This window comes from Pseudoxanthomonas kaohsiungensis, from assembly GCF_010211765.1.
GTDB classification, from domain to species: Bacteria; Pseudomonadota; Gammaproteobacteria; order Xanthomonadales; family Xanthomonadaceae; genus Pseudoxanthomonas; species Pseudoxanthomonas kaohsiungensis.
Window position 1 is genome coordinate 61,143 of sequence record NZ_PDWO01000011.1, and the last position, 26,930, is coordinate 88,072.

Genomic DNA, 26,930 nt, shown 5'->3' on the forward strand with positions numbered 1-26,930 from the left:
CGCGGCCGGGGGACGCCCCGGCCCGTGCCGCCCCGTCCCACGCCGTTCCCACCGCCGAACCGTCGATGACCCTGCCGCACCGCCTGTCCCACCTCGACCGCCTGGAAGCGGAGAGCATCCACATCCTGCGCGAGGTCGCCGCCGAGTTCCGCAACCCGGTGCTGCTGTACTCGGTGGGCAAGGACAGCTCGGTGCTGCTGCACCTGCTGCTCAAGGCGTTCGCGCCGGCGCCGCCGCCGATCCCGCTGCTGCACGTCGATACCCGCTGGAAGTTCCGCGAGATGATCGCCTTCCGCGACCGTCGCGCCGCCGAGACCGGGGTGGAGTTGCGGGTCCACATCAATCCCGATGGCGTCGCCCAGGGCATCGGCCCGTTCACCCACGGCGCCACCGTGCATACCGACGTGATGAAGACCCAGGGCCTCAAGCAGGCGCTGGACCAGTGGCAGTTCGATGCGGCCATCGGCGGGGCGCGCCGCGACGAGGAGAAGTCGCGGGCCAAGGAGCGGGTGTTCTCCTTCCGCAACGAGAACCACCGCTGGGACCCCAAGCGCCAGCGCCCGGAACTGTGGAGCCTGTACAACGCCCGCGTGCGCAAGGGCGAGAGCGTGCGCGCCTTCCCGCTGTCCAACTGGACCGAGCTGGACGTGTGGCTGTACATCTTCCGCGAGAAGATCCCGGTGGTGCCGCTGTACTTCGCCGCCCCGCGCCCGGTGGTCGAGCGCGACGGCGCGCTGATCCTGGTCGACGACGAACGCCTGCCCCTGCGCCCCGGCGAAACGCCGCAACTGCGCAACGTCCGCTTCCGCACGCTGGGCTGCTATCCGCTCACCGGGGCGATCGAGTCGCAGGCCGACACGCTGGAGAAGATCATCGCCGAGATGCTGGTGGCCACCAGTTCCGAGCGCCAGGGCCGGGTCATCGACCAGGACCCGACCGCCTCGATGGAAAAGAAGAAGCTGGAGGGATACTTCTGATGGCCGCCGACGCGACCGGCGCGACCAGCGCCGACATCAGCACCTACCTGCGCCAGCACGAGGACAAGCCGCTGCTGCGCTTCATCACCTGCGGCAGCGTGGACGACGGCAAGAGCACCCTGATCGGCCGCCTGCTGTACGAAAGCAAGCGCCTGTTCGACGACCAGCTATCCGCGCTGGAGGCCGACAGCCGCCGCCACGGCACCCAGGGCGAGCGGATCGACTACGCGCTGCTGATGGACGGCCTGGCGGCCGAGCGCGAGCAGGGCATCACCATCGACGTGGCCTACCGCTACTTCGACACCGACAAGCGCAAGTTCATCGTCGCCGACTGCCCGGGCCACGAGCAGTACACCCGCAACATGGCCACCGGCGCCTCGACCGCCGACCTGGCCGTGGTCCTGGTCGACGCGCGCAAGGGACTGCTGGCGCAGACCCGCCGGCACAGCTACATCGTCTCGCTGCTGGGTATCCGCCATGTCGTGCTGGCGGTGAACAAGATGGACCTGGTCGGCTACGACCGGGCGGTGTTCGACGGGATCGTCGAGGGCTACCGGGCGCTGGCCACGCAACTGGGCATCGCCGACGTCCAGGCGATCCCGTTGTCGGCCCTGGAAGGCGACAACCTGCTGCAGCGCTCGGACAAGACGCGCTGGTACGAGGGCCCGGCCCTGCTCGAACATCTGGAAACAGTGGTCCTGGATGGTGGTGATGCCGGCGGTGGGTTGCGCCTGCCGGTGCAGTGGGTCAACCGGCCCAACCAGGATTTCCGCGGCTTCGCCGGCACGATCGCCGCTGGCGAGGTGGCCCCGGGCGATGCGGTGGTGGTGCTGCCTTCGGCGCGCCGTTCGTCCGTGGCCCAGGTGCTGGGCCCCGATGGCCCGGTCCAGCGCGCCTTTGCCGGCCAGGCGGTGACCCTGACCCTGGCCGACGAGGTGGACGTCAGCCGCGGCGACGTGATCGCCGCGGCCGGCGATCCGCCGGCGGTGGCCGACCAGTTCGCCGCGCACGTGCTGTGGATGAGCGACTCGCCGCTGCTGCCGGGCCGGCCGTACTGGCTGAAGATCGGTGCCCGTACCGTGTCGGCCAGCATCAGCGAGATCAAGCACCGGGTCGACGTGAACACCCAGGAGCACCTGGCGGCCAAGCGCCTGGAGCTGAACGAGGTCGGCTACTGCAACCTGAGCCTCGAGGAGCCGGTCGCTTTCGCTCCGTACGCGGAGAACCACGCGTTGGGCGGCTTCATCCTGATCGACCGCCAGAACAACGACACCGTCGCCGCCGGCACCCTGGATTTCGCCCTGCGCCGCGCCGACAACGTGCACTGGCAGCACCTGGACGTGGACCGGGCCGCGCGCGCGCGGATCAAGGGCCAGGTGCCGAAGGTGCTGTGGTTCACCGGCCTGTCCGGCGCCGGCAAGTCGACCGTGGCCAACCTGGTCGACAAGCGCCTGCACGCGCTCGGGTACCACACCTTCGTCCTGGACGGCGACAACGTCCGCCACGGGCTCAACCGCGACCTGGGCTTCACCGACGAGGACCGGGTGGAGAACATCCGCCGGGTGGCCGAGGTGGCCCGGTTGATGGCCGACGCCGGCCTGATCGTGCTGGTCAGCTTCATCTCGCCGTTCCGCGCCGAGCGGCGCATGGCCCGCGAGCGCTTCGCCGACGGCGAGTTCGTCGAGGTGTTCGTCGACGTGCCGCTGGAGGTGGCCGAGGCCCGCGACGTGAAGGGCCTGTACCGCAAGGCGCGCGCCGGCCTGATCCCCAACTTCACCGGCATCGATTCGCCCTACGAGGCGCCCGAGCACGCGGAGGTCCACCTGCACGCGGCGACCAGCACGCCCGAGGCGATGGTGGCGCAGGTGCTGCAGGCCATGCACGCGCTGGACCCGGACTGGAGCGGCGGCACGTCCTGGCTGTAGCCGGCCGCGCGGACCACCCGCGGCCGCTCGTTCACGCGCCGTGTCAACCAACGGCACATACAGGCGTTAACACCCGCTCGCTACACTCGGCGGTTTGTGAATGAACGCAGCGAGGCGGTCGATGGTGTCACGATTCCTGGCCAGGGGACTGGTCCTGGCGGGTGTACTGGGGTCGACGGTGGCCTGTGGCCGCGACCCGGCCGCCGCGACTTCAGCACCGGCTGCGATCCCGGTCACCACCACCACCGTCCAGCCGGTCGCCTGGAGCGATACGGTCCAGGCCCTGGGCACCGCGCAGGCACGCGAATCGGTGACCCTGACCGCCAAGGTCAGCGAGATCGTCGACCAGGTCCATTTCGAGAGCGGGCAGCAGGTGGAAGCCGGCCAGCCACTGGTGACCCTGCGCGTGGACGCGCAGGAGGCGGCGCTGGGCGAAGCCGAGTCGACGCTGGCCGAGGCCGACCAGCAGTACCGGCGCCTGCAGGGCCTGGCCGACCAGCAGCTGGTCGCCCGCTCGACCCTGGACGCACAGCGCGCGTTGCGCGACGTCGCCGCCGCGCGCGTGCGGCAGATGAAGTCCGACATCCGCGACCGCCACGTGCGCGCACCGTTCGCCGGCGTGCTCGGCATCCGCCAGGTCAGCCCGGGCGCGCTGCTCACGCCCAACGCGGTGATCGCCACGCTCGACGACATCTCGCGCATGTACGTCGATTTCCAGGTGCCCGAGGCGACCCTGTCGGCGATGGTGCCGGGTGCGCGCGTCAGCGCGACCACCGCGGCCTGGCCGGGCAAGCGGTTCGAGGGCGAGGTGCAGACCGCCGATGCGCGGATCGATGCCGGTACCCGCGCGGTGACCGTGCGCGCGGTGTTCGACAATCCCGAACGCCTGCTGCGCCCGGGCATGCTGCTGGACGTAAGCCTGTTCCGCCCGGAACGCCAGGCGCTGGTGGTGCCGGAGATCGCGGTGGTGCAGGTCGGGCGCGACTCGTTCGTGTACCGCGTCGCCCAGGACGGCAAGGTCGAGCAGGCGGCGGTGCGGGTCGGCGTGCGCCGCGACGGCAAGGCCGAGATCATCGAGGGCCTGGAGGCGGGCGACCGGATCGTCGTCGACGGCACCGGCAAGCTGCGGCCGGGCGTGGTCGTGGCCGAGGCGGCGCCGGCCGGGCCCGAACCGGCGGCCGCGGCGACGATTCCGGACGGGAACTGAGCCGATGAACCTCTCCGACCTGTCGATCAAGCGCCCGGTGTTCGCCGCGGTGGTGAGCCTGCTGCTGGTGGTGCTGGGCGTGATGTCGTTCATGCGCCTGACCCTGCGCGAGCTGCCCAACATCGATCCACCCATCGTGTCGGTCGAGGTCAACTACCCGGGCGCCTCCGCGGCGGTGGTCGAAACCCGCATCACCCAGATCCTCGAGGACGGGCTGGCCGGCATCGAGGGCATCAACACCATCCAGTCCCAGAGCCGCAGCGGGCGCTCCGACGTCACCATCGAGTTCAACCTGACCCGCGACATCGAGGCGGCCGCCAACGACGTGCGCGACCGCGTCAGCCGGGTGATGGACCGCCTGCCGGACGAGGCCGATCCGCCGGAGATCTCCAAGGTCGAGGCCGACGCGGATGTCATCGTCTGGCTCAACATGCGCTCCACCGCGATGGACACGATGGAGCTGACCGACTACGCCGACCGCTACGTCGTCGACCGGCTGTCCTCGCTCGATGGTGTCGCCCGCGTCCAGCTCGGCGGCGGCCAGCGCTACGCGATGCGCATCTGGCTGGACCGCGAGGCAATGGCCGCGCGCGGCATCACCACCTCCGACGTGGAGAACGCACTGCGCGCGCAGAACGTGGAGCTTCCGGCCGGCCGCATCGAGTCGCTCGACCGTGATTTCACCCTGCGCGTGGAACGCGGCTACCGCGAGCCCGCGCAGTTCGCCCAGCTGCCGCTGCGCAAGGGCGTCGACGGCTACGTCGTGCGCCTGGGCGACGTGGCCGAGGTCGAGCTGGGCCCGGAGGAGCGGCGCGCGTACCTGCGCAGCAATGGCGTGCCGAACGTCGGCCTGGGCATCGTGCGCACCTCCACCGCCAATGCGCTCGACGTGGCCCGGGCCGCGCGTGCGGAAGCCGAGACCATCCAGAAGACCCTGCCCGAAGGCACCGACATCTTCGTCGCCTACGACAGCACCACCTTCATCGAGGCCTCCATCGAGCGCGTGTACTGGACCCTGGCCGAGGCCATGGCGCTGGTGTTCCTGGTGATCTGGCTGTTCCTGGGCAGCCTGCGCGCGGCGCTGATCCCGGCGGTGACGGTGCCGGTGTGCCTGGTGTCGGCATTCATCGCCCTGTACGCCTTCGGGTTCTCCATCAACCTGCTGACGCTGCTGGCGCTGGTGCTGTGCATCGGCCTGGTGGTCGACGACGCGATCGTGGTGCTGGAGAACATCCAGCGCCGCGCCGACCTGGGCGAGCCACCGCTGGTGGCGGCGCGCCGCGGCACGCGCCAGGTCGCCTTCGCGGTGATCGCCACCACCGCGGTGCTGGTGGCGGTATTCCTGCCGGTCGGTTTCATGGAGGGCAACACCGGGCGCCTGTTCCGCGAGCTGTCGGTGGCGCTGGCGGCGGCGGTGGCGATCTCGGCGTTCGTCGCCCTCACCCTGACCCCGATGATGTCGTCCAAGCTGGTCCGCCCGCACGGCACCCCGCGCGGCCTGCATGCCTGGATCCAGCGCAACCTCAACCGCATCGGCGAAGGCTATGGCAGGCAGGTCGGGCGCCTGGTCGCGGTGCCCGGGCGGCGCCTGCTGGCGCTGCTGGCGGTGGCGATGGGGCTGTGCGCGGTGGCGATCGTGGTGCTCGGCGTCCGCGTGCCCAGCGAACTGGCGCCGGCGGAGGACCGTGGCCGTTTCTTCGTGATGGTCGACGGCCCCGAGGGCGCGGGCTTCGACTACACCGTCGGCCAGATGCAGCAGGTGGAGAAGATCGTGCTGGCCGAGGTCGGCGACGGCAAGCCGGTGCAGCGCGCCAACTCGCGCGTGCCGCGCGGCTGGGGCGGTGGCGAGGACATGCATACCGGCCAGGTGATCGTGTTCCTGGACGACTGGCACGAACGCGACGTGCCCACCGACGAGGTCGTGCGCAAGCTGCGCGCCCAGTTCGCCGAGCTGCCCGGCGTGCAGGCGCGCGCCAACGTGCCCGGCGGCCTGGTGGGCAGCCGCGGCCAGCGCTACCAGCTGGTGCTGGGCGGCCCCGACTATGCCGAGCTGGCCCAGTGGCGCGACCGCGTGATGCAGCGGATGGAGGCCAACCCCGGCATCCAGGACCCGGACTCGGACTACAAGGAAACGCGGCCGCAGATGCGCGTGGAGATCGACCGCAACCGCGCCGCCGACCTGGGCGTGCCGGTGCAGGAGATCGGCCGCACGCTGGAAACCATGATGGGCTCGCGCCAGGTGACCACCTACGTGGACAACGGCGAGGAGTACGACGTGATCCTGCAGGCCGGCCGCGAGAAGCGGGTGGATCCCTCCGACCTGGCCCAGACCTACGTGCGTGGCGGCAGCGGCGAGCTGGTGCCGCTGTCCAACCTGGTGACCCTCTCCGAGCTGGCCGAGCCGGGCAGCTTCAACCGCTTCAACCGCCTGCGCGCGATCACGATCAGCGCGGGCCTGGCGCCCGGCTACAGCATGGGCGAGGCGCTGGAGTGGACGGGCCAGGTGGTCGCCGAGGAGTTGCCCGATTACGCGCAGGTCGACTGGAAGGGCGAATCGCGCGAGTACCAGGAGGCCGGCGGCGCGATCCTCCTCACCTTCACCCTGGCGCTGCTGATCGTCTACCTGGTGCTGGCCGCGCAGTTCGAGAGCTTCCTGCATCCGCTGGTGATCATGCTAACCGTGCCGCTGGCGGTGCTCGGCGCACTGATCGGACTGTGGGTGACCGGCGGCACGCTCAACCTGTTCAGCCAGATCGGCATCGTCATGCTGATCGGCCTGGCGGCGAAGAACGGCATCCTGATCGTGGAGTTCGCCAACCAGCTGCGCGACGACGGGGCGGACGTGCACGGCGCCATCGCCGAGGCGGCCAAGGTGCGCCTGCGGCCGATCCTGATGACCTCGGTGGCCACGGTCATGGGCGCGGTGCCGCTGGTACTGGCCGGCGGGCCCGGGTCGGCCAGCCGCGCGACCATCGGCATCGTGGTCATCTTCGGCGTGACCTTCTCCACGCTGCTGTCGCTGTACGTGGTACCGGCGTTCTACTCGCTGCTGGCGCCGTACACGCGTTCGCCCGATGCGCTGGCGCACCGGCTGGAGAAGCTGGAGGCCGACACGCCGCCGGTCGGGGGCCATGGCTGAGGCGGGCTCGCGGCCGTATGCCGGCGTGCGCGTCCCGGGCGAGGGTTTCATCCTGCGCGCATGGAGCGCCGATGACCTCGGCGCGTTGCTCCGGCATGCCGACGATCCGCAGGTGCCGCGCGGCCTGAGCGAGCGCTTCCCGCATCCCTACACGCGCGCCGACGGCGAAGCCTTCCTGGCCGGGCGCGTGGTCGACCTGGACGGCCCGGTGCTGGCGATCGAGATCGCCGGCGAGGCCTGCGGCAGCGTCGCCGTGCGGCCCGGGCAGGGCGAGCGCGCGCACGGCGCCGAACTGGGCTACTGGCTGGGCCGGCGCCACTGGGGGCAGGGACACATGACCCGGATCGTCGCCGCCTACCTGGACTGGGTGGTGCCGGCGCTGCGACTGCAACGGATCGAGGCCAGCGTGCTGGACGGCAACCCCGCATCGGCGCGGGTGCTGGAGAAGAACGGCTTCCAGGAGGAAGGGCGGCGCCGCGCTGCGGTCCTCAAGGCCGACGGTTTCCATGACCTGCGGCTGTTCGGGCGGCTCTGGTCGCGCTGACGCGTCGCACGGGGACTGCGCAGCGGCGCAGGTTACGGGTATCTTTCAGGCACTGGACGGCGACCGCCGCCCCATCCCTTACCCGCGACACGACGGCCGGAGACCCATCCCCGTGGAAGCCTTTTTTGCCTGGATCAACGGCATCATCTGGAGCAACGCCCTGATCGCGTTGTGCCTGGGTGCCGGCTTGTGGTTCTCGTTCCGCACCCGGTTCATGCAGGTGCGCGGATTCGCCGAGATGTGCCGGCTCACCGTGACCGGCCAGAAGTCCGACGCCGGCGTCTCCTCGTTCCAGGCCCTGGCGATCTCGATGGCCGGGCGCATGGGTATCGGCAACATCGCCGGCGTGGCAACGGCCATCGCCTACGGCGGCCCGGGCGCGGTGTTCTGGATGTGGGTGATGGGCTTCCTCGGCGCCTCGACCTCGTACATCGAATGCACCCTGGCGCAGATCTACAAGGAGAAGGACGCGGAGGGCCGCTACCGCGGCGGTCCGGCGTACTACATCGAGAAGGCGATGGGCCTGAAGTGGTACGCGGTGGCCTTCGCCGTGGCCACGGTCGTCGCCACCGGCCTGCTGCTGCCGGGCGTGCAGGCCAACGCGATCGCCGACAGCGCGACCAACGTCCTGTGCGGGGCCGGTGCCTGCGAGGCGGTCGGCGGTGCCGGCGCGTTGAAGCTGTGGATCGGGCTGGGCGTGGCCGCGGTGCTGGCGCTGATCATCTTCGGCGGCATCAAGCGCATCGCCACCTTCGCCGAGGTGGTGGTGCCGTTCATGGCGCTGGCCTTCATCCTGATGGCGGTGATCGTGATGATCGCCAATGCCGGCAAGGTGCCGGCGATGTTCGCCGACATCTTCTCCAGCGCATTCGGGGCGCATGCGGCGTTCGGCGCGATCATCGGCCAGGCCGTCGCCTGGGGCGTCAAGCGCGGCATCTACGCCAACGAGGCCGGCCAGGGCACCGGCCCGCACGCCGCGGCGGCGGCGGAAGTCTCGCACCCGGCCAAGCAGGGCTACGTGCAGGCGTTCGCGATCTACTTCGACACCATGCTGGTCTGCACCTCGACCGCGTTCCTGCTGCTGTCCACCGGCATGTACAACACGTTCAAGGCCGTGACGGAGAACGGCCAGCAGGCGCTGGTGGCGATCGTCGAGGGCGTGCCCGGCGTGCAGCCTTCGGAAGGCGCCCAGTTCACCCAGGCGGCGGTGGAGTCGGTGCTGCCGGGCTGGGGTGCGGGGTTCGTGGCGCTGGCGCTGTTCTTCTTCGCCTTCACCACGATCATGGCGTACTACTACATGGCCGAGACCAACCTCACCTACCTGGCCGGGGTGAAGAAGACCCACCCGCTGGCCACGTTGCTGCTGCGGCTGGGCATCATCGGCATGGTGGTGTTCGGCGCCTACCACAACGCCGCGATGGCCTGGACCCTGGGCGACATCGGCGTCGGCCTGATGGCGTGGCTGAACGTCATCGCCATCCTGATCCTGCAGAAGCCGGCCCTGCTGGCGCTGCGCGACTACGAGCGCCAGAAGAAGCTGGGCCTGGACCCGGTGTTCGACCCGGAGGCGCTGGGCATCCGCAACGCCGACTTCTGGAAGGCGCGCGGCTGAGATGGCCGGACCCTGGGACAAGCGACCACCGCGCGCCCAGCCCCCGAGCGGTCCGCGCCCCGGCGCCGACCGCCCGCGCCGGCATCCGGCGGCGTCGCGCGATCCGCAGCCGGCGGTGCCGGCCACCGCGCGCAGCGAAGTGCGGCTGTACGGCCTCAATGCGGTCGATGCGGTGTTCCGTCGCCGGCCCGACGCGATCCGCAAGCTCTACCTGGTCGAATCCCGCATCCCCGCGCTGAAGCCGTTGCTGGCCTGGTGCGTCAAGCACCGGGTCGGCTACCGCGTGGTCGAGGAAAGCGACCTGGAGCGGCTGGCCGCCAGTTCGCACCATGAGGGCGTGGTGGCCGACGTGCTGCGGGTGGAGCCGCAACCGCTGGACGGCTGGCTGCACGGGCTGGACCCGGCGGCGCTGGCGCTATGGCTCGATGGCGTCGGCAACCCGCACAACTTCGGCGCGATCCTGCGCACCGCCGCGCATTTCGGCGCCTCGGTGCTGCTGCCCGCCGGCTCGCCGCTGGCGCTCTCCGGCGCGGCCGCGCGCGTGGCCGAAGGCGGCGCCGAAGCCGTGACGCTGGTGCGGCTGCCACCGCCGGTCGAGGCGATCGACACGTTGCGCAGGGCAGGCTTCCAGCTCGCCGCCACGGTCGTGCGTGGCGGCGAGGACCTGTTCGCGGTGGAGCTTCCGGCGCGCCTGGTCCTGGTGATGGGCGCCGAGGGCGAGGGCATGGATGCGGCCCTGGCCGCCGCCTGCGACCGCCGCCTGTCGATTCCGGGCAGCGGCGCGGTGGAAAGCCTCAACGTGGCGGCGGCGACCGCGGTGTTCCTGTCGCGCTGGGCGGCGCGCAATTTCACAGTGTAGGAGCCGGGGAGACCGGACATGCGCCGTGGAAGAGCGCCCGCGACGCGATGGCAACGGCCCAGGCGAAGGACTCGCAATTCCGGCGCTGGTGTCGCCAGCGAGCTGTGATCCTACAAGCCTGCGGCGATGCGGGGCGACGGCGGCGCCAGGTGCACCGCCGCGCCGCCGCCGCCGGACAGCTCGAGCGTCAGCGTCCGGTGCCTGGCGTCGATCCGCTTCTCCTCGCGGCGCACGTCCGTCGGCGAGGCGCCATCGCGCCACAGCGTGGCCTGGTAGTCCGCGGCGGCCAGGAAGTCCAGCGGCACCTCCAGCGTGCGCGGCTGCTCGTTGGTCATCGCGCCGATGTACCAGTCGCGGCCGCTGCGCCGGGCGACCACGATGTACTCGCCGATCTCGCCGGCCAGCACGCGGGTCTCGTCCCAGGTCGCCGGCACGATCGACAGGAAGTCGGCGCCGGGCGCCAGGCCGCCCTCCTTGCCGACGTAGACGTCCGGGCTGTCGGCCACCATCTGCAGCGCGCTTTCGTAGACGACGAACATCGCCAGCTGGTGGGCGCGCGTGCCCATCACCTTCGGTCCGGTGAAGGAATGCTGGAACTGTTCCGGCGTCACGTTGCGGAAGCCTCCCGGCGTGTAGTCCATCGGTCCCAGCAGCATGCGGGTGAACGGCAGGGTCACGTTGTGGGTCGGGGTGATCCGCCGGCTCCACTTGTTGTACTCGGCGCCGAGCACGCCCTCCTGGGTGAGGAAGTTCGGCCAGGTGCGGTTGAGGCCGGTGGGGCGGTAGGCGCCATGCAGGTCGAGCATCAGCCGGTGCTCGGCGGCGCTGGCCATCATGCGGTGGAAGAAGGCGACCATTTCCTGGTCGTCGCGGTCCATGAAGTCGACCTTGACGCCATGGATGCCCATGTCGCGATACCGCGCGAAGACTTCGTCCATGCGCGGTTCCAGCGACTTCCAGTGCGCCCACACCCAGATGCCGACGCCGCGCTGGCGCGCGTATTCGACCACCGCGGGCAGGTCCAGCTCCGGTACCGCGCGCAGGATGTCGGCCTCCGGGTTGTACAGGCCGTTGCCGAGGCTGCCCACGTACCAGCCGTCGTCGATCAGCATGTACTCCAGCTTCAGCGCCGCGGCGTGGTCGATGTAGCGCTTGATCGTCGCGGTGTTCATGCCCGCGTCCGCCACGTCCGGAGCCAGGCCACCCGACCACCAGTCCCAGGCGGTCTTGCCGGGGCGGATCCAGGACGTGTCCTGGATCGGGGTGGGTGGGTTGAGGCTGGAGATCAGGTTGGATTCGACCAGCGCGCCGGGACTGTCGCCGAGCATCAGCACGCGCCAGGGGGTCAGGTGGCCGCCGGCGGCGACCTGGGCACGCGGCAGGCGCACCGCGATGCCGCGTTCGTCCAGGCGCGGCGACAGGCGCGCTTCCACGCCCAGGCGTCCGTCGCCGCGGCCGCTCAGGTACAGGCCGGCGAACCGGTCCAGGTCCGCTTCGGCGATGGCGAAGCTGGCGTCGCCGTCGCCGGTGCGGCAGACCAGCGGCAGCTCGATCAGGTGCATCGGCCGCAGCTTCGAGGCCGCGAACCGGTCGTACTCGCCTTCGTGGCTGGTGCCGAAGGTGCCGAGGTTGAGCATCCAGCAGGCGTAGTCGCGCGGGAACAGGAAGCCGGTCAGGTCCTCCTTCACCACCAGGTCGCCGCGCGCGGGCAGCGGCACGCGGTAGCGCAGCGCGACGCCGTCGTCGTAGGCGCGCAGGACCACGCCCAGGGTGCGGCCGTCGGCGTCGGCCAGGTCCACTTCGAGCTGGCGGTAGTGGTCGCGCGCGCGGCTGGCCTTGCCGGCCACCAGTTCGTAGGTGCTGTCGTTGCCGCCGCGGCGCGCGTCGACCACGCGCAGCCCGCGATCCAGCCGGTCATCCGGCCCCAGCTGCACGCCCAGCGGCGAGGGCAGCAGCACCGGCTTGCCGTTCCATTCCACCGCGTACGACGGGCGGCCTTCGCCATCCAGTGACAGTACGACCTTCGCCTGGCCGCCGGGCGACTGCAGCTGCAGCGGCGTGGCGGGAGCGGTTTCGCCCCGCGGAGCAAAACCCAGCAGGGCGATGGTCAGGAGCAGGGCGCGACTCGCAGGCATTCCGGTATCCCTCCAGGGCACGCCCGGCAGGGTAAGCCGCAAGTCCGCGTCGTGTCTGGAATACCCTATGGCGCAGGCGGCATACGCCGCCTGCAGCGGCGTCGCGGGCTCAGGGCGCGGCGTCGCCGGACTTCGCGCTGCTGCCGAAATCGCCATCGGCCTCGGCGGCGAGGTAGGCGAACACGGCGTAGGCGGCCACGTTCTGCGCCAGCGCCGCCGGATCGATCTTGTCCAGCGTGTCGTCGGCGGTGTGGTGCAGGTCGAAATAGTCGGTACCGTCCTGGGCCAGCCAGGCCCAGGTCGCGCCCTGGGCGGCCAGGGGACCGATGTCGGGCCCGGGGCCACCCTTGTCCGGCGCGTACTCGATGCCCAGCGGCGCCAGCGCCCGCGCGATCTGCGCGGTGGCCGCGCGCGCATGCTCCGGCGCGCCGGTGTTGAACGCGTAGATGCGGCCGGCGCCGAAGTCGCTCTCGGCCGACAGCTGGTGCCTGGCCACATCGGCGGCATGCGCCTTGGCGTACGCCTTGCCGCCGTGCAAGCCCTGCTCCTCGTTGGCGAACGCGGCCACGCGGATGCTGCGCGCGGGGCGCCGGGGCAGCTGCGCGATCAGCTTCGCCGCGGCCATGGTGATGCCGATGCCGGCCGCATCGTCGACCGCGCCGGTGCCCAGATCCCACGAGTCCAGGTGGCCGCCGATCAGCACGATCTCCTTCGGCCTGCTGCGCCCGGTGATCTCGCCGATCACGTTCTGCGAGGTGTACTGGCCATCCCAGCCGGCGTCCACGGCCAGGCGTACGCTGACCGGCCCGCGTGCAAGCAGCCGCGCGAGCTGGTCGGCATCGGGAATGCTCAGCGCCGCCGACGGTACCGGGGTGAGTCCTTCGTCGTAGCGGGTAATGCCGGTGTGCGGCACGCGGTGGTTGTCGGTGCCGGCCGAGCGCATCAGGAAGCCGCTGGCGCCCTTGCGGATCGCCGCCGACGGGCCCTTCGAGCGCACCGCGCTGCCCTTGCCGTAGCCGTTGCCGTCGCGCGCGGCCGGCATCTGGTAGTCGACGAAGGCGATCTTCCCGGCCAGCGAACCGTCCGGCGCCGCTTCCAGCGCGGCCAGGTCGGCGAAGCGCACGACCTGCGCTTCGACCGTGCCGGCCGGGCTGCCGCCCAGCGCGGTGATCTGCAGCGGCTGCGCATGCGCGCCGACCACCGCCGCGCTCTCGCTGCGGCGCACCCACTTCGGGAACGTCACCGGCTCGGTCCAGACGCGGTCGAAGCCCAGCTCCTGGAACTTGGCCTTGGCCCAGGCGACCGCGCGCGCATCGGCCTCGCTGCCGGCCAGGCGCGGTCCGACCTCGGTGGTCAGCGATTCGGTGACCTTCCAGCCGGTGTCGTCGGCCAGCGCGCGTTCGCGCAGCTGTTCGGCCTGGGCCAGGGCCCGTTGGGGAATGCGTGTTTCGGCGGCGGTCGCCGGGGTGGCGAACCCGAGCAGTATCGAAACGATCGGGGCGGCGGCAAGCAGGGCGAGGCGCATCACGGACTCCGGCAGGCAATCCGTCGAGCCTAGCAAACGCCACCATCCCGCTCCCGTGCGCATGGTCACGGGAGCGGCGGGCGACGGTGGCTCAGCGCTTGAGCGAGTCGCGGATCTCGCGCAGCAGCAGCACTTCCTCGGTCGGGCCGGGCGGCGGCGGCGCCTCGCGGCGCGAGATGCGGTTGATCGCCTTGACCAGCATGAAGATGGCGAAGGCCACGATCACGAACTGGACGATCGCATTGAGGAACTCGCCCACGCCAATGCCCACGGCCGGCACCGGGTTGCCGGCGGCGTCCACGCTGGCTTCCTTGAGCACCCACACCCATTTGGAGAAGTCGACGCCGCCCAGCAGCAGGCCGATCGGCGGCATGATCACCTTCTCCACCAGCGCGGTGACGATCTTGCCGAAGGCGGCGCCGATGACCACGCCCACGGCGAGGTCGATCACGTTGCCGCGCATCGCGAATTCCTTGAACTCGCTGATCATGCCCATGCGTGTCTCCTTGATGTCGGCCCCGGTGCGGGGCCCGCCTAGCCTAACCCGGGGCGGATCGCCGGCGGATCACGCCTCGATGCGTCCCGGCAGGCGCGCGATACCCTCGAGGCTCGCCTCGTAGCGGTCACCGGGCTGCAGCGCGGCGACGCCGGCCGGCGTGCCCATGAACACCAGGTCGCCGGCACGCAGTGCGTACAGTTTCGACAGTTCGTGCAGGATTTCCGGGACGTCCCAGATCAGGTCCGACAGCGGCGCCTGCTGACGCGGCTGGCCATTGACCTGCAGGGAGAGCACCCGCGCGCCCAGCTGGCCGGCGTCGGCCACCGGCACCAGCTCGCCGATCGGAGCGGACTGGTCGAAGCCCTTGGCGGTATCCCAGGGCAGGCCCTTGGCCTTGGCCGCGGCCTGCAGGTCGCGGCGGGTCAGGTCCAGCCCGACCGTGTAGCCGAACACCAGCGCCTGGGCCTGTTCCACCGGCAGCACCCCGGGCGGAGCGTCGTGGCCGACGGCCACCACCAGCTCGACTTCGTGGTGCAGGTCGGCGGTGCCCGGCGGATAGGCGACCGCCTCGCCGGTGACGATCGCATCGGCCGGCTTCATGAAGAACACCGGCGTGCCGCGCTCGGCTTTCGACGCCGGCGCGACCGCCCCCATCTCGCGGGCGTGGTCGGCGAAGTTGCGGCCGACGCAGTAGATGCGGTGTACCGGGAAACGGCCGCCGCCGCGCACGTCCACGCGCGGCACGACGGGAACGGGAATCACGTCCGCCCGGGGGGCGGCGGGGCTGGCCTCGTGGGCGCGTGCGTCACTCATCGATCGGTCCGGCGACGGGGGCCGGACAGTCTACGCGCAGCGGCCGGGCGGGCGCTCAGCGCGGGGTCGGCAGTTCCGGCTTGCGCACTACGCGGTATTCGGCATCGACCACCTGGCCGGCCGCCTGCTTGCGCGCCTGCGGCCTGCGCAGCAGGCGCCAGGCCATTCCCGCGGCCAGCATCGCCGCACCGATGAACACCCCGAAGAACACGAGCACGGCCAGCAGCGCGAGCCCGAGCAGGCCCAGCGCAACGCGCAGGAGCGGCATCCGCGGCTTGCGCGGCGCGGCGAACAGGCCATGGAGCTGGGCGGTATCGAAACGGAAGGAACGGGCGTGCATTTGAGTCCACGTGCCAGAATGGCGAACGGTTGCCAGTATCGGCGCCCGCGCCGGCGAGGTTGTGATGGGATCGTTAAACGCTGAACCACTGCTCAGTCTGGAGTCGATCCCGGAGGGCGCGCTGGCCGAGGTCGAGGTGCGCCTGGGCGAGGACGCGGAATCGCTGATCCTGTACCGCCAGGCCGGCGCGGTGCGCGCCTGGCTCAACGTCTGCCCGCACGCCGGCCGCCGCCTGGACTGGGCGCCGGGGCAGTTCCTGAAAAGTCGCGAGGGCCTGCTGGTCTGCGCGGCGCATGGGGCGTCGTTCGAGCTGGATGGCGGACTGTGCGTGGCCGGCCCCTGCCGCGGTGACGCGCTGCGCCCGGTCGCGGTGGAAGTGCGCGACGGCCAGGTCTGGCTGTCGCCCTCGCCCTTGTAGGAGCCGATTCATCGGGGACCCGAATACCATCTAGGTGCGCGCGATCCCGCGTCGGCTCGCCGATAGATCGGCGTACACGCAGTGGCAGGCCGCGGATTCATGGGCACGGGGATTCGACCGCCGACACGTTCGCCTGCGTCCGAGCCTGGCGAATGCGCCTAGCGGCCGCCCCAGAACATCAGGTTGACCACGCCCACCGCGACCACGGTGTAGACCAGCGCCAGGGGCCCGCCCACGCGCCACAGGTCGCGCGCGGAATAGTTGGCGGGGCCGGTGATCATCGACATCACCGGGTTGGACGCGGTCATCAGGTTGTTGGAGGCCGACAGCGCGGCGATCAGCGCGAACGCGGTCGGGTCGCCGCCCACCGCCAGCGCCAGGTTGATCGCGATCGGCACCATCACGATGGTCGCGCCGACGTGGCTGATCACCAGCGAGAACCCGGTGGTCAGCAGCGCCACCACGATCTGCAGCGCCCACGGCGGGGTGCCGTCGGGCAGCTTGTCCAGGGTGTGGCCGGCGACCCAGGCCGCCGCGCCGCTGCTGTCCATCGCCCAGCCCAGCGGGATCAGGCCGGCGGTGAGGAATACCGTCTTCCAGTTGATCGCCGCGTAGGCCTCGTCCATTTTCAGCACCCCGGCCAGCAGCATGCCGACGACGCCGGTCATCAGGGTCAGGGCCACCGGCAACTTGCCGAACAGGGCGATGAGGATGGTGACGGCGAAGATCGCCATGGCGATCTTGAACTTGTGCGGCCGCTGCTCGCCCTTGGGGTAGTCGGTGACCACGGCGAAGTCGCGGCTCTCCGCCGCGCGCGCCAGGTCCTGCCAGATGCCGTGGAAGACCAGCATGTCGCCGGCGCGCAGCGGCACCGAGCGCACCTCCTCGCGGATCACCTGCTTGTCGCGGTTGATCGCCAGCAGGCTGATCCCGGCCTGCTGGCGCAGGCGCAGCTCGCGCGCGGTCTTGCCGATGAAGCGCGAGGTCGGCGGCACCACCGCCTCGGAGATGCCCGCGCGCGCCGGGTTGAACAGGTCGCCCAGGTTGCGCAGCCGCGAGGACATGCGCAGGAAGTGGTTCTGGGCGAAATCGTGGACCTGCTGGCGCGGCCCCATCACGCCGAGCACGCTGCCGACCCAGATGCGCATGTCCGCCGGCGGCGCCAGCCGGGTGTCGTTGCCGGACTTGAGCGCCAGCAGCAGCGGCGCATCGTGCATCGACTCGGCCTCGGCCACCGACATGCCCACCAGCGGGCTTTCGGCGCTGACCGCCAGCTCGAACACGTCGCCCTCGATGCCGTAGGTCCGGGCGAAGTAGCTCTCGGTGCGGGCCGGGGTGACGTTCTCGCCGCCGCCGTCCTCGAGCGCGGCCAGCTTGCGGTTGCCGTAGAAGCGGAAGTACAGCAGCGAAGCCGCCAGCAGCACCACGCCCACCGGCGCGGGCGCGAACATCGGCAGCTGCTCCAGCGTGGCCATGCCCGAGGGTAGGTTGTTGTTGGCCGACACCAGCAGGTCGTTGAGCAGGATCAGCGGCGAGTTGCCGACCATGGTCAGCGCCGCGCCCATCACGATCGCCGCCGCCAGCGGCAGCAGCAGGCGCGACATCGCCAGGCCGCTGCGTCCGGACAGCCGCGCGGCCACCGGCAGGTACAGCGCCATCACCGACGGGTTCTGCATGAAGGAGGAGTTGAGGCCGGCCACCAGCGAGGTCATCGCCAGCAGGCGCTGCTCCTTGCCGTGGCCGCGGCGCAGCAGCCAGCCGGCCAGGCGGTTGAGCGCGCCGGTGCGGTCCAGGCCCGCGCCGAGCACCATGGTGGCGATGATGCTCATCACCGCGTTGCCGGAGAAGCCGCTGAAGATCTCCTCCGGCGCGATCAGCCCGGTGATGCCCAGCACCACGAGCACCGACAGCGCCACCAGGTCGGCGCGGATGCGCTCGAACAGGAACATGGCCATCGTGAACCCGACCAACCCGAGCACCAGGCGCATGTCGTTGGTCAGGGTCAGGCCGGATTCCATTGCGCGCCGGGGTCCTTATGGCGTGGCGGAGGCGGCGCGCCGGGCGCGACCGGGGCAGGCGGTCCGGGCTGTGTCCGGGTCGGGCGGGGCGTGGCTCATGCTGGGGGCGAGTTTAGCGCCGCCGCGTCGGTGCGGTCATACAGCAGGTCCCACACGCCATGGCCCAGGCGCACGCCGCGCCGCTCGAAGTGTGTCTCCGGTCGCCATTCCGGGCGCGGCACGTGGCCGCGCGGCCCGGCGCGGTTGGCCAGTCCGGGCGTGGACTCGAGCACGTCCCACATGTGCTCCGCATACGGCTCCCAGTCGGTGGCCAGGTGCAGGCGCCCGCCCGGGCGCAGCTTGCGCACCAGCAGGGCGGCGAATTCCGGCTGCACCAGCCGGCGCTTGTTGTGGCGCTTCTTGTGCCAGGGGTCCGGGAAGTAGATGCGGATCTCGTCCAGGGCGCCGTCGGCGATCTCGTTGCGCAGCACTTCCACCGCATCATGGTGGTAGACGCGCACGTGGTCGCTGCCGTCTTCGGCCAGCGCGTTGAGCAGGCGGCCCACTCCCGGCGCATGGACCTCCAGGCCGATGTAGTCGCGGGCGGGATCCTGGCGGGCGGCGAAGCGCAGTGCCTCGCCGTTGCCGAACCCGATCTCCAGCACCTTGGGCGCGGGGCGGCCGAAGGCGGCGTCCAGGTCGCGCGGGGTGCCGGTGTAGTCGAGCCCGAAGCGCGGCCAGGCATCGTCGAACGCGCGCTGCTGGGCCGGGGTGAAGCGGCCCTGGCGCAGCACGAAGCTGCGGATCTCGCGGCGGCCTTCGCCGGCGGTGTAGGGCTTCGGCGGAGCCTTGGCGCCTTCGCTTTCGAACGGGTTGGTCATCGTCAGGCGATCAGGCCGTCCACCGGCGAGGATGCGCTGGCGTAGCGCTTGCGCGGGATGCGCCCGGCCAGGAACGCTTCGCGCCCGGCCTCCACCGCCTTGCGCATCGCGCTGGCCATCAGCACCGGATCCTTCGCCGAGGCGATGGCCGTGTTCATCAGCACGCCGTCGCAGCCCAGCTCCATGGCGATGGCCGCGTCGGAAGCGGTGCCGACGCCGGCGTCGACGATGATCGGCACCTTGGCGTTCTCGATGATCTCCAGCAGCGTGTAGCGGTTCTGGATGCCCAGGCCGGAACCAATCGGCGCGGCGAGCGGCATCACCGCGCAGCAGCCGATCTGCTCGAGCTGGCGGGCCAGGATCGGGTCGTCGCTGGTGTAGACCATCACGTCGAAGCCGTCGGCGACCAGCAGCTCGGCGGCCTTGAGCGTCTGCACCACGTCCGGGTAGAGCGTGCGCTGGTCGCCGAGCACCTCGAGCTTGACCAGGTTGTGGCCGTCGAGCAGTTCGCGCGCCAGGCGGCAGGTGCGCACCGCGTCCTCGGCGGTGTAGCAGCCGGCGGTGTTGGGCAGGATGGTGTAGCGCTCCGGCGGCAGGACATCGAGCAAGTTCGGTTCGCCGGGGTTCTGGCCGATGTTCGTCCGCCGGATGGCGACGGTGACGATCTGCGCGCCGGCGGCCTCGGTGGCGCGGCGGGTCTCGTCCAGGTCCTTGAACTTGCCGGTGCCGGTCAGCAGGCGCGAGTGGAAGGTCCGGCCGGCGATGGCCAGCGGATCACGTGCGGGGGTGTTGTCCATCGGAGGATTATGGCCCGCGGCGCCGGGGGCGTGAACCGTCGCCGTTGCCGGCGCGCGCGGATCGCACCCCAATGGCGCGCCGGGCACCGGCCAGCGGCTTCCACCAGGCTGCCGTTTACTCCGGTACGAGTTCCCGGACCTGTACCCCGGCCGTGCGCGCTAACCGCCGCCCAGCGCGTGCACGATCTCGACCCGGTCGCCCGCCTGCAGCGCGAGGCTGTCATGCGCGGCGCGGGCGACGATCTCGCCGTTGACCTCGACCGCCACCCGGCGCCCGGCCAGGCCCTCGGCCTGCAGCAGGCCGGCGATGGTGGTGCCGCCCGGCAGGGTGCGCGGCTCCCCGTTCAATGCGATGTCCATGGGCGCATTGTCGCATCGCCGCCCCGCTTGCCGCAGCGCAGCGTGAGTGCTGCCGGCCTTTGGGCGGACCATGGCGACCATGCGCATCCGTACGTGATGCGCCGACCGTCCTGCCGGACCCTCAGGCAAGAACCCACCAGGAGATTCCATGTCCGCTTCCCGTCCGCTCCGCTCGGCGCTCGCCGTTGCCCTGGCCCTCGCCGCCGCACCGGCCCTCGCGGGCGAGTTCGAAGGCGCCGTCTTCTTCGGCGACAGCCTCACCGATTCCGGGCACTTCCAGAACCAGCTGCCGCCCAGCGTGCGGCCGGTCACCGGCAAGTTCACCACCAACCCGGCCTGGGTCTGGGCCGAGTACCTGGCCGAGCGCTACGACGGCAACGGCTTCACCGACAACCAGGGCGGCGACAACTACGCCCAGGGCGGTTCGCGGGTGACGGTGCAGAACGGCGCTGCCGAATCCACGGTGTCGCAGGTCGGCCGCTACCTGGCCGCCAACGGCGGCAAGGCCAATCCCGACACCCTGTACACGGTATGGACGGGCGCCAACGACCTGTTCGCGGTCGCCGCCGGCGCGCCGCCGCAGGAGACCCTCGCCACCGCCGTCGGCGGCGTCGTCCAGATCGTTGGCACGCTCGATGCGGCCGGCGCGCGCTACATCCTGGTGCCGAGCCTGCCGGACATGGGCATCACCCCGAATGCGATCGCCGCCGGCCCGGTGGCGCAGGCGACGCTGACCCAGCTGGCCACGACCTACAACACGTCGATGTACGGCGCGCTGGCCCAGGCCGGCTACCGGGTGATCCCGCTGGACACTTTCAGCATGCTGCGCGAAGTGGTGGCCAGCCCAGGCACCTACGGCATGCGCAACGTCACCCAGACCGCCTGCCTGCCGCCCAGCGGCAGCTCGCTGACCTGCAATCCGTCGTCGCTGGTGGCGCCGGACGCCGCCACGACCTACCTGTTCGCCGATGGCGTGCATCCCAGCGGCGGCGCGCACGCGATCCTGGCCGACTACGCCATCTCCGTGCTCGAGGGACCGCAGCTGATCGGGATCCTGCCGCATTCGGCCCAGGTGATCGGCCGCAGCCGCGCCGACCAGGTCGCCTGGCACCTTCCGCAGGTGCCGGAAGCCGCCGGCCTGAGCTGGTGGGGCGGGCTGCGCGCGGACACCCAGCGCTACGACCATGCCGACCTTTACGACGGCATGGCCCCGGCCGGCCTGTTCGGCCTCGACTGGGCGAATGGCAACGGCCTGGTCGCCGGCGGCTTCCTGGGCTACGGCCGCATGGATGCCGACTTCGGCGGCAATCGCGGCGACTTCCAGCAGGCCGATGCGACCTTCGGCGGCTTCCTCGGCTGGTATGGCGAGCGCAGCTGGGTCAATGCGCAGGCCAGCTACACCAGCCTCGACTACGACGTGACCCGCGACGTGCGCATGGGGCCGGCGATGCGCCGCCATGCCGGGTCCACCGACGGCAGCAACACCGCTTTCGGCATCAACGGCGGCTACGGGTTCGGCGAGGGCGCGTTCCGCCACGGGCCGATCGCCGGCCTGCTGTGGCAGGCCATCGACGTCGACGGCTACAGCGAGGGCAATCCCGCGTCCACCGCGCTGGCCTATTCGGACCAGTCGGTGGATTCGCTGGTCGGCAGCCTGGGCTGGCAGGCCAGCTACGACGCCGGCGGCTGGTCGCCGTACCTGCGCGCCACCTGGGACCACGAGTTCGAGGACGGGCAGGAGGAGGTTTTCGCCCGCCTGCAGACCATGCCGGGCCAGGAATACGCGGTCCCGGCCGTGGAGTTCGACGGCGACTACGGCACCGTGGTGCTGGGTGCGCGCTTCGACGCGTTCGGCCTGTCGGCCGATGTCGGCGCGCGTGCCAGTGCGGGCCAGGACGGTGGCAGCGATACCGGCTTGTTCCTCAGCCTGGGCGGCACGTTCTGACCCCCGGGCGGGGCCGGTAGGACGCACCGGGCCGGCGTTGCGCGGCCCGGTGCGGGCGCATAGACTTCCGGACCTCGCGGGTGTAGTTCAATGGTAGAACTGCAGCTTCCCAAGCTGCTAACGTGGGTTCGATTCCCATCACCCGCTCCAAGCCTCGCCTGACGCCGCGGAGTCCCGCGGCGTTTCGCGTTCAAGGCCTCCGTGGCCACCGGTGGCGTACCGATGAAGCTGGCGATCCTCTCCCGCAACGCCTCGCTGTATTCCACCCGCCGGCTGGTCGAGGCCGCGCGCGCGCGCGGCCACAGCGTGCGCGTGCTGGACCCGCTGCGCTGCTACATGCGCATCGCGCCCGACGGCTTCTCGATGCGCTACAAGGGCAAGCCGGTGCACGGCTACGACGTGGTGATCCCGCGGATCGGCACCTCGATCACCCGCTATGCCACCGCGGTGCTGCGCCAGTTCGAGCTGATGGGCAGCTACACGCCCAATCCCTCCGACGCGATCCTGCGCGCCCGCGACAAGCTGCGCGCGCACCAGTTGCTGGCCGCGCAGGGCATCGGGCTGCCGTCGACCGCGTTCGGGGACAACCCGGACGACACCGACGACCTGCTGTCCCTGCTCGGCCCGCCGCCCCACGTGATCAAGCTCAACGAGGGCACCCAGGGTGCGGGGGTGATGCTGACCGAGAAGGTCTCGGCGTCGCGGGCGGTGGTCGAGACGCTGCGCGGGCTCTATGCCAGCTTCGTGGTCCAGGAGTTCGTTGCCGAGGCCGGCGGCGCGGACCTGCGCTGCTTCGTGGTCGGCGACCGGGTCGTGGCGGCTATGCGCCGGCAGGCGGCGGAGGGCGAGTTCCGCTCCAACCTGCACCGCGGCGGCGAAGCCTCCCCCGCCGAGGCCTCGGCCGAGGAGCAGGCCGTGGCGGTGCGCTCGGCGCGGGCGCTGGGCCTGGGCGTGGCCGGTGTCGACCTCATCCGCTCGCAGCGCGGTCCGCTGGTGCTGGAGGTGAACTCGACCCCCGGCCTGGAGGGCGTCGAAGGCGCCTGCCGGGTGGACGTGGCGGGGGCGATCATCGACTTCGTATCAAAAAAAATATCAATATGAATCATATATTTGCGTCGAACTTGCTGGCGTCTCAGGGGGGCTCGAAACGCCCGGTTTAACACCCCTTTAATCGAAACCGGCTTAGGCTCCGTCGGACCGCAGCTCCATCGTCAGGCGGGGATCCTCGTCCCCGCCGTGATACGAGATACGGTAATCGGGGCAATCCTTTGGCCCAGGCGGTTTCCACGGCCTGGGCCTTTTTGTATCCGCAATCCGGCGTTTGCCCGGTCTTCGGCGGGCAGGCAGAATCGGACGACGCCCTGCGCATGCGCGGGGTACTCCTACCATCACGTCACCTAGCTGAGGTCTCGATGTACAAGCTGCTCATGCTTTCCGTCCTTGCCCTGGCGCCGCTGGCCGCCAATGCCAACATTCCGTCCGACGGCAGCGCGTTCTCTCCCGAGAAGGGTCTGGACCTGAGCGGCTCGTTCGAGGCCCAGCGCGATGCGATCATCACCGCGCTCGCCGACGGCAAGACCTACGCCGAGATCTCGGTCCAGGATCGCCAGAAGGTGACCGGCTCGCTGAACCGCATCTCCGGTCTGCTCGGCGACGCGCAGAGCGTGGACCAGCTGCCGCAGGCGACCAAGGTCGAAGTGTTCAACGAGCAGGAACTGATCAACACGGTGCTGACCCAGGCCCGCGAGGACAGCCGCCTGGTCTGCACTCGCGAGAAGAAGGTCGGTTCGCACCGCACGACCAACACCTGCAAGACGGTGGCCGAACGTCGCCGCGACCAGGAAGAAAGCCAGAACGCGCTGCGCCGGAACATGCGGGTTGCCTGCGTGCCGGGCGTAAGCTGCTCCTGACCCAGGACTCCCATGCGCATCCTCGTCATCGAAGACAACAGCGACATCGCGGCCAACCTCGGGGACTACCTCGAGGACCGCGGCCATACCGTGGATTTCGCCGCCGACGGCGTGACCGGCCTGCACCTGGCCGTGGTCCACGACTTCGACGCCATCGTGCTCGACCTGAACCTGCCGGGCATGGACGGGATCGAGGTGTGCCGCAAGCTGCGCAACGAGGCGCGCAAGCAGACCCCGGTGCTGATGCTCACCGCCCGCGACAGCCTGGAGAACAAGCTGGCCGGCTTCGACTCCGGCGCCGACGACTACCTGATCAAGCCGTTCGCGCTGCAGGAAGTCGAGGTGCGGCTCAACGCGCTGTCGCGCCGCGGCAAGGGCGTGCAGACCCGGGTGCTGAACACCGGGGACCTCGAGTACAACCTCGACACCCTTGAGGTGCGGCGCGAAGGGCGGCTGCTGCAGCTCAACCCGACCGCGCTCAAGATCCTGCAGGCGCTGATGGAAGCGTCCCCGGCGGTGGTCACGCGCCAGGAACTGGAAACCCGGGTCTGGGGCGAGGAGCTGCCCGATTCCGACTCCCTGCGCGTGCACATCCATGGACTGCGCGCGGTGGTCGACAAGCCGTTCCCCGTTCCCTACATCCAGACCCGGCACGGCATCGGCTACCGCATCGCGGCGCCCGACGTTGGCAACTGACGGCGCGGCGGCCGACGGCGCCGGTCACCCGGCGCGCAACCCACGGCGTTTCCGCCGCCGGCTGCGCACCCGCATCATCCTCTCGTTCCTGCTGCTGGGCACCGGCCTGACGGCCCTGTTCGCGTTCCTGACCGACTACTCGCGCCAGCGGGTGGAGAACCAGCTGGTCGAGGACGTGCTGAACAGCAACATCGACGAGTTCGCGCGCCGCTTCTACGTCGATCCCAGCCGCAATCCCGACCTGCCGGTGCAGCAGATGCGCGGGCGGGTGGTGAAGCGCGAGGACTTCGAGCTGCTGCGGGTGATGGAGCCGGACTGGTACGAACTTCCGGACGGCATCCACAACATCACCGGCCGCGACGAGAACGGCGAGCAGTTCGCCTACAAGCTGGCGGTGCGCAAGACCCCCGAGGAGTGGTTCTTCCTCGCCTACGACATGACCCAGACGCTGCGCGGCGAGTCCCAGCTCAAGCGCGCGCTGTACGTCTCCATCCTGATCTTCAGCGCGCTGTCGCTGGTGATCGGCTGGTGGTCGGCCTCGCGGGTGATGCGGCCGGTGACCGAGCTGGCCGCGCGCCTGCGCGCCTACCGTGGCAGCAGCCAGCCGCGGAAGCTGGCACCGCATTTCCCGGAAGATGAGGTCGGCCAGCTGGCCGAGGCGCTCGACGACTACTCCGAGCGGCTGACCGAAGTGGTCCAGCGCGACCGCGAGTTCAACGCCGACGTGAGCCATGAGCTGCGCACGCCGCTGGCGGTGATCAAGGGCGCCGTCGAGCTGCTGCTGTCACGCCCGGAACTGGACGAGCGCACGCGGGCGCGGTTGCTGCGGATCCAGCGTGCCGAACAGCAATGCAGCGACCTGATCGGCTCCCTGCTGCTGCTCTCGCGCAACGAGCGCGGGCAGGGCCGCAGCGACGTGGCCAGGGTCGCCGAACAGCTGCTCGAATCGCACCGCGCCCAGCTCGGCGGCAAGCCGCTGGAACTGCGGATGGAGGGCGAACCGGGGCTGGTGGTCGATGCCCCGGAAGCGGCGTTGTCGGTGGCGCTCGGCAACCTGGTCGGCAACGCGGTCAAGTACACGCCGCAGGGCGAGGTCCTGCTGCGCCTGCTGGCCGATGCGGTCGAAGTCGTGGACACCGGCCCGGGCTTGAGCGAGGAGGACGCGGCCCGGCTGTTCCAGCGCGGCTACCGCGGCACCCATGCCGGCCACTCGCAGGGCGCGGGCATCGGCCTGTCGATCGTCGGCCGGCTGTGCGACCTCTATGGCTGGGACGTCAGCGTGCGTCCGCGGCAGGACGGCGAGCAGGGCGTGGTGGCGACGCTGTCGTTCGGAGGCGGCAGGCCGCCGGCCACCGCGGGTGGAGCCGGCTGAAGCCCGCCGCTGCCTGCAGCGCGCGTGTCGCCGCCGCACCTCAGATGTAGTCGAGCCAGCCGCGCGTGTCCGGCGTGGTGCCGTCGAACAGGCCGAAGAACAGCTGCTGCAGCCGCCGCGTCACCGGCCCGGGACTGCCGTCGCCGACCGGCTTGCCATCCACCGAGCGCAGCGGGGTGATCTCGGCGGCGGTGCCGCACATCAGCAACTCGTCGCACAGGTAGAGGTACTCGCGCGGAATGTCGCGTTCGACCACCTCGATCCCGGCATCGCGCGCGAGCCGGATGATCGAGTCGCGGGTGATGCCGGTCAGGATCGAGGCGCTGGCCGGGGTGGTGTGCAGCACGCCATCGAACACCAGGAACAGGTTTTCGCCGGCGCCTTCGCTCAGCAACCCGGTGGAGGCCAGGGCGATGCCTTCGCCATAGCCGTGGCGGCGCGCCTCGCGCGTGACCAGCTGTCCGGACAGGTAGTTGCCGCCGGCCTTGGCGCCGGCGGGCACGGTGTTGGGCGCGAACCGCTGCCAGCTGGACACGCAGGCGTCGATGCCCTGCTCCAGCGCCTCCGCGCCGAGGTAGCGGCCGAAATCCAGCGCCGCCACGGCGACGTCGATCGGGGTGTCGGCGGCGATGCCGACGCTGCCCACGCCGCGGAACGCGACCGGCCGCAGGTACGCGGCGCGCAGGCCGTTGGCGCTGACGATGTCGCGGCAGGCCGCGTTGATCTGCTCCAGCGTGTACGGGATGGCGATGTCGTAGATCTTCGCCGAGTTGAACAGGCGCCGGTTGTGGTCGGCCAGGCGGAAGATCGCCGTGCCCTGCGGGGTGTCGTATGCGCGGATGCCTTCGAACACCGAGGAGCCGTAGTGGATCGCGTGCGCCATCACGTGGGTGGTGGCCTCGGCCCAGGGCTTGATCGCGCCGTTGTGCCAGATCTTCTCGGGGAACTGCATCGGCCTGCTCCGCGCGGGGGAGGGGTC

At 70.8% G+C, this 26,930-nt stretch carries 23 protein-coding genes and 1 tRNA gene; 14 read left to right on the plus strand and 10 right to left on the minus strand.

Annotation, left to right across the window (positions count from 1 at the left end):
* The first annotated feature begins 65 nt into the window (after positions 1-65).
* The 7 genes from cysD to CSC66_RS12245 all read left to right on the plus strand — a co-directional run bounded on the left by cysD (position 66) and on the right by CSC66_RS12245 (position 10,263).
* Positions 66-977, plus strand: coding sequence for a sulfate adenylyltransferase subunit CysD (cysD, locus tag CSC66_RS12215; protein ID WP_162377668.1), 912 nt, complete (start codon positions 66-68; stop codon positions 975-977).
* Positions 977-2,902, plus strand: a complete 1,926-nt coding sequence (gene cysN, locus CSC66_RS12220) for a sulfate adenylyltransferase subunit CysN (RefSeq protein ID WP_162377669.1) — start codon at positions 977-979, stop codon at positions 2,900-2,902. Before cysD ends, cysN begins: the two co-directional genes overlap by 1 nt.
* A 121-nt stretch (positions 2,903-3,023) precedes the next feature.
* Complete coding sequence (locus CSC66_RS12225; protein WP_162377670.1) at positions 3,024-4,109, plus strand: efflux RND transporter periplasmic adaptor subunit; 1,086 nt, start codon at positions 3,024-3,026, stop codon at positions 4,107-4,109.
* Between the two features lie 4 nt (positions 4,110-4,113).
* Positions 4,114-7,248: an efflux RND transporter permease subunit gene (locus tag CSC66_RS12230; protein ID WP_162377671.1), complete on the plus strand. Its 3,135-nt coding sequence runs from the start codon at positions 4,114-4,116 to the stop codon at positions 7,246-7,248.
* Entirely contained in the window at positions 7,241-7,792 is a 552-nt protein-coding gene (locus tag CSC66_RS12235; RefSeq protein WP_162377672.1) for a GNAT family N-acetyltransferase, read from the plus strand. The genes CSC66_RS12230 and CSC66_RS12235 overlap by 8 nt, the downstream gene beginning before the upstream one ends.
* 112 nt (positions 7,793-7,904) lie before the next feature.
* Positions 7,905-9,404 carry an alanine/glycine:cation symporter family protein gene (locus CSC66_RS12240; protein ID WP_162377673.1) on the plus strand — a complete coding sequence of 500 codons (1,500 nt, stop codon included), beginning with the start codon at positions 7,905-7,907 and terminating at the stop codon, positions 9,402-9,404.
* A gap of 1 nt (position 9,405) precedes the next feature.
* Complete coding sequence (locus CSC66_RS12245) at positions 9,406-10,263, plus strand: TrmH family RNA methyltransferase (protein ID WP_162377674.1); 858 nt, start codon at positions 9,406-9,408, stop codon at positions 10,261-10,263.
* A gap of 110 nt (positions 10,264-10,373) precedes the next feature.
* On the opposite strand, the gene CSC66_RS12250 is transcribed toward CSC66_RS12245, so the two are convergent.
* The 5 genes from CSC66_RS12250 to CSC66_RS12270 all read right to left on the minus strand — a co-directional run bounded on the left by CSC66_RS12250 (position 10,374) and on the right by CSC66_RS12270 (position 15,575).
* Positions 10,374-12,398: a glycoside hydrolase family 97 protein gene (locus tag CSC66_RS12250; protein WP_162377675.1), complete on the minus strand. Its 2,025-nt coding sequence runs from the start codon at positions 12,396-12,398 to the stop codon at positions 10,374-10,376.
* Between the two features lie 109 nt (positions 12,399-12,507).
* Positions 12,508-13,923, minus strand: coding sequence for a M28 family peptidase (locus CSC66_RS12255; protein ID WP_162377676.1), 1,416 nt, complete (start codon positions 13,921-13,923; stop codon positions 12,508-12,510).
* Positions 13,924-14,014: 91 nt separating this feature from the next.
* Complete coding sequence (gene mscL / locus CSC66_RS12260) at positions 14,015-14,419, minus strand: large-conductance mechanosensitive channel protein MscL (RefSeq protein ID WP_162377677.1); 405 nt, start codon at positions 14,417-14,419, stop codon at positions 14,015-14,017.
* Between the two features lie 69 nt (positions 14,420-14,488).
* Positions 14,489-15,235 (minus strand): fumarylacetoacetate hydrolase family protein, encoded by a 747-nt coding sequence (locus CSC66_RS12265; RefSeq protein ID WP_162377678.1) that lies wholly within the window; start codon positions 15,233-15,235, stop codon positions 14,489-14,491.
* A gap of 55 nt (positions 15,236-15,290) precedes the next feature.
* The gene (locus tag CSC66_RS12270; protein ID WP_162377679.1) at positions 15,291-15,575 is read right to left on the minus strand and encodes a hypothetical protein; all 285 of its coding nucleotides are present in this window, start codon (positions 15,573-15,575) and stop codon (positions 15,291-15,293) included.
* A gap of 64 nt (positions 15,576-15,639) precedes the next feature.
* Between CSC66_RS12270 and CSC66_RS12275 the strand changes: the two genes are divergently transcribed.
* Positions 15,640-15,993, plus strand: coding sequence for a Rieske (2Fe-2S) protein (locus CSC66_RS12275; RefSeq protein ID WP_162377680.1), 354 nt, complete (start codon positions 15,640-15,642; stop codon positions 15,991-15,993).
* A gap of 158 nt (positions 15,994-16,151) precedes the next feature.
* On the opposite strand, the gene CSC66_RS12280 is transcribed toward CSC66_RS12275, so the two are convergent.
* From CSC66_RS12280 to thiS, 4 genes are all read right to left on the minus strand, one after another.
* Positions 16,152-18,011 carry an SLC13 family permease gene (locus CSC66_RS12280; protein WP_162377681.1) on the minus strand — a complete coding sequence of 620 codons (1,860 nt, stop codon included), beginning with the start codon at positions 18,009-18,011 and terminating at the stop codon, positions 16,152-16,154.
* 95 nt (positions 18,012-18,106) lie between these two features.
* Positions 18,107-18,871: a tRNA (guanosine(46)-N7)-methyltransferase TrmB gene (gene trmB, locus CSC66_RS12285; RefSeq protein WP_162377682.1), complete on the minus strand. Its 765-nt coding sequence runs from the start codon at positions 18,869-18,871 to the stop codon at positions 18,107-18,109.
* A 2-nt stretch (positions 18,872-18,873) separates the two neighbouring features.
* On the minus strand, positions 18,874-19,668 hold the full coding sequence (locus CSC66_RS12290; protein ID WP_162377683.1) for a thiazole synthase: 795 nt from the start codon (positions 19,666-19,668) through the stop codon (positions 18,874-18,876).
* Between the two features lie 159 nt (positions 19,669-19,827).
* Positions 19,828-20,028: a sulfur carrier protein ThiS gene (gene thiS, locus CSC66_RS12295; RefSeq protein WP_162377684.1), complete on the minus strand. Its 201-nt coding sequence runs from the start codon at positions 20,026-20,028 to the stop codon at positions 19,828-19,830.
* Positions 20,029-20,176: 148 nt separating this feature from the next.
* Between thiS and CSC66_RS12300 the strand changes: the two genes are divergently transcribed.
* From CSC66_RS12300 to CSC66_RS12325, 6 genes are all read left to right on the plus strand, one after another.
* Entirely contained in the window at positions 20,177-21,973 is a 1,797-nt protein-coding gene (locus tag CSC66_RS12300; protein ID WP_162377685.1) for an autotransporter outer membrane beta-barrel domain-containing protein, read from the plus strand.
* A 76-nt stretch (positions 21,974-22,049) separates the two neighbouring features.
* Positions 22,050-22,123, plus strand: a tRNA-Gly gene (locus CSC66_RS12305).
* Between the two features lie 72 nt (positions 22,124-22,195).
* The gene (rimK, locus tag CSC66_RS12310) at positions 22,196-23,074 is read left to right on the plus strand and encodes a 30S ribosomal protein S6--L-glutamate ligase (RefSeq protein ID WP_162377686.1); all 879 of its coding nucleotides are present in this window, start codon (positions 22,196-22,198) and stop codon (positions 23,072-23,074) included.
* A gap of 311 nt (positions 23,075-23,385) precedes the next feature.
* Positions 23,386-23,883 (plus strand): hypothetical protein, encoded by a 498-nt coding sequence (locus CSC66_RS12315; RefSeq protein ID WP_238394386.1) that lies wholly within the window; start codon positions 23,386-23,388, stop codon positions 23,881-23,883.
* Positions 23,884-23,895: 12 nt separating this feature from the next.
* Positions 23,896-24,579 (plus strand): response regulator transcription factor, encoded by a 684-nt coding sequence (locus CSC66_RS12320; protein WP_162377687.1) that lies wholly within the window; start codon positions 23,896-23,898, stop codon positions 24,577-24,579.
* The gene (locus CSC66_RS12325; protein ID WP_162377688.1) at positions 24,479-25,951 is read left to right on the plus strand and encodes a sensor histidine kinase; all 1,473 of its coding nucleotides are present in this window, start codon (positions 24,479-24,481) and stop codon (positions 25,949-25,951) included. Before CSC66_RS12320 ends, CSC66_RS12325 begins: the two co-directional genes overlap by 101 nt.
* A gap of 40 nt (positions 25,952-25,991) precedes the next feature.
* Here the strand turns inward: CSC66_RS12325 and CSC66_RS12330 are convergent, their stop codons facing one another.
* On the minus strand, positions 25,992-26,903 hold the full coding sequence (locus CSC66_RS12330; RefSeq protein ID WP_162377689.1) for a branched-chain amino acid transaminase: 912 nt from the start codon (positions 26,901-26,903) through the stop codon (positions 25,992-25,994).
* Positions 26,904-26,930 lie beyond the last annotated feature (27 nt).

Coding starts and splice junctions, on each gene's coding strand:
- cysD (WP_162377668.1), top strand. CDS start 66: ATGACCCTGCCGCACCGCCTGTCCCACCTCGACCGCCTGGAAGCGGAG.
- cysN (WP_162377669.1), top strand. CDS start 977: ATGGCCGCCGACGCGACCGGCGCGACCAGCGCCGACATCAGCACCTAC.
- CSC66_RS12225 (WP_162377670.1), top strand. CDS start 3,024: ATGGTGTCACGATTCCTGGCCAGGGGACTGGTCCTGGCGGGTGTACTG.
- CSC66_RS12230 (WP_162377671.1), top strand. CDS start 4,114: ATGAACCTCTCCGACCTGTCGATCAAGCGCCCGGTGTTCGCCGCGGTG.
- CSC66_RS12235 (WP_162377672.1), top strand. CDS start 7,241: ATGGCTGAGGCGGGCTCGCGGCCGTATGCCGGCGTGCGCGTCCCGGGC.
- CSC66_RS12245 (WP_162377674.1), top strand. CDS start 9,406: ATGGCCGGACCCTGGGACAAGCGACCACCGCGCGCCCAGCCCCCGAGC.
- CSC66_RS12250 (WP_162377675.1), bottom strand. CDS start 12,398: ATGCCTGCGAGTCGCGCCCTGCTCCTGACCATCGCCCTGCTGGGTTTT.
- CSC66_RS12255 (WP_162377676.1), bottom strand. CDS start 13,923: ATGCGCCTCGCCCTGCTTGCCGCCGCCCCGATCGTTTCGATACTGCTC.
- mscL (WP_162377677.1), bottom strand. CDS start 14,419: ATGGGCATGATCAGCGAGTTCAAGGAATTCGCGATGCGCGGCAACGTG.
- CSC66_RS12265 (WP_162377678.1), bottom strand. CDS start 15,235: ATGAGTGACGCACGCGCCCACGAGGCCAGCCCCGCCGCCCCCCGGGCG.
- CSC66_RS12270 (WP_162377679.1), bottom strand. CDS start 15,575: ATGCACGCCCGTTCCTTCCGTTTCGATACCGCCCAGCTCCATGGCCTG.
- CSC66_RS12275 (WP_162377680.1), top strand. CDS start 15,640: ATGGGATCGTTAAACGCTGAACCACTGCTCAGTCTGGAGTCGATCCCG.
- CSC66_RS12280 (WP_162377681.1), bottom strand. CDS start 18,011: ATGGAATCCGGCCTGACCCTGACCAACGACATGCGCCTGGTGCTCGGG.
- trmB (WP_162377682.1), bottom strand. CDS start 18,871: ATGACCAACCCGTTCGAAAGCGAAGGCGCCAAGGCTCCGCCGAAGCCC.
- CSC66_RS12290 (WP_162377683.1), bottom strand. CDS start 19,668: ATGGACAACACCCCCGCACGTGATCCGCTGGCCATCGCCGGCCGGACC.
- thiS (WP_162377684.1), bottom strand. CDS start 20,028: ATGGACATCGCATTGAACGGGGAGCCGCGCACCCTGCCGGGCGGCACC.
- CSC66_RS12300 (WP_162377685.1), top strand. CDS start 20,177: ATGTCCGCTTCCCGTCCGCTCCGCTCGGCGCTCGCCGTTGCCCTGGCC.
- rimK (WP_162377686.1), top strand. CDS start 22,196: ATGAAGCTGGCGATCCTCTCCCGCAACGCCTCGCTGTATTCCACCCGC.
- CSC66_RS12315 (WP_238394386.1), top strand. CDS start 23,386: ATGTACAAGCTGCTCATGCTTTCCGTCCTTGCCCTGGCGCCGCTGGCC.
- CSC66_RS12320 (WP_162377687.1), top strand. CDS start 23,896: ATGCGCATCCTCGTCATCGAAGACAACAGCGACATCGCGGCCAACCTC.
- CSC66_RS12325 (WP_162377688.1), top strand. CDS start 24,479: ATGGACTGCGCGCGGTGGTCGACAAGCCGTTCCCCGTTCCCTACATCC.
- CSC66_RS12330 (WP_162377689.1), bottom strand. CDS start 26,903: ATGCAGTTCCCCGAGAAGATCTGGCACAACGGCGCGATCAAGCCCTGG.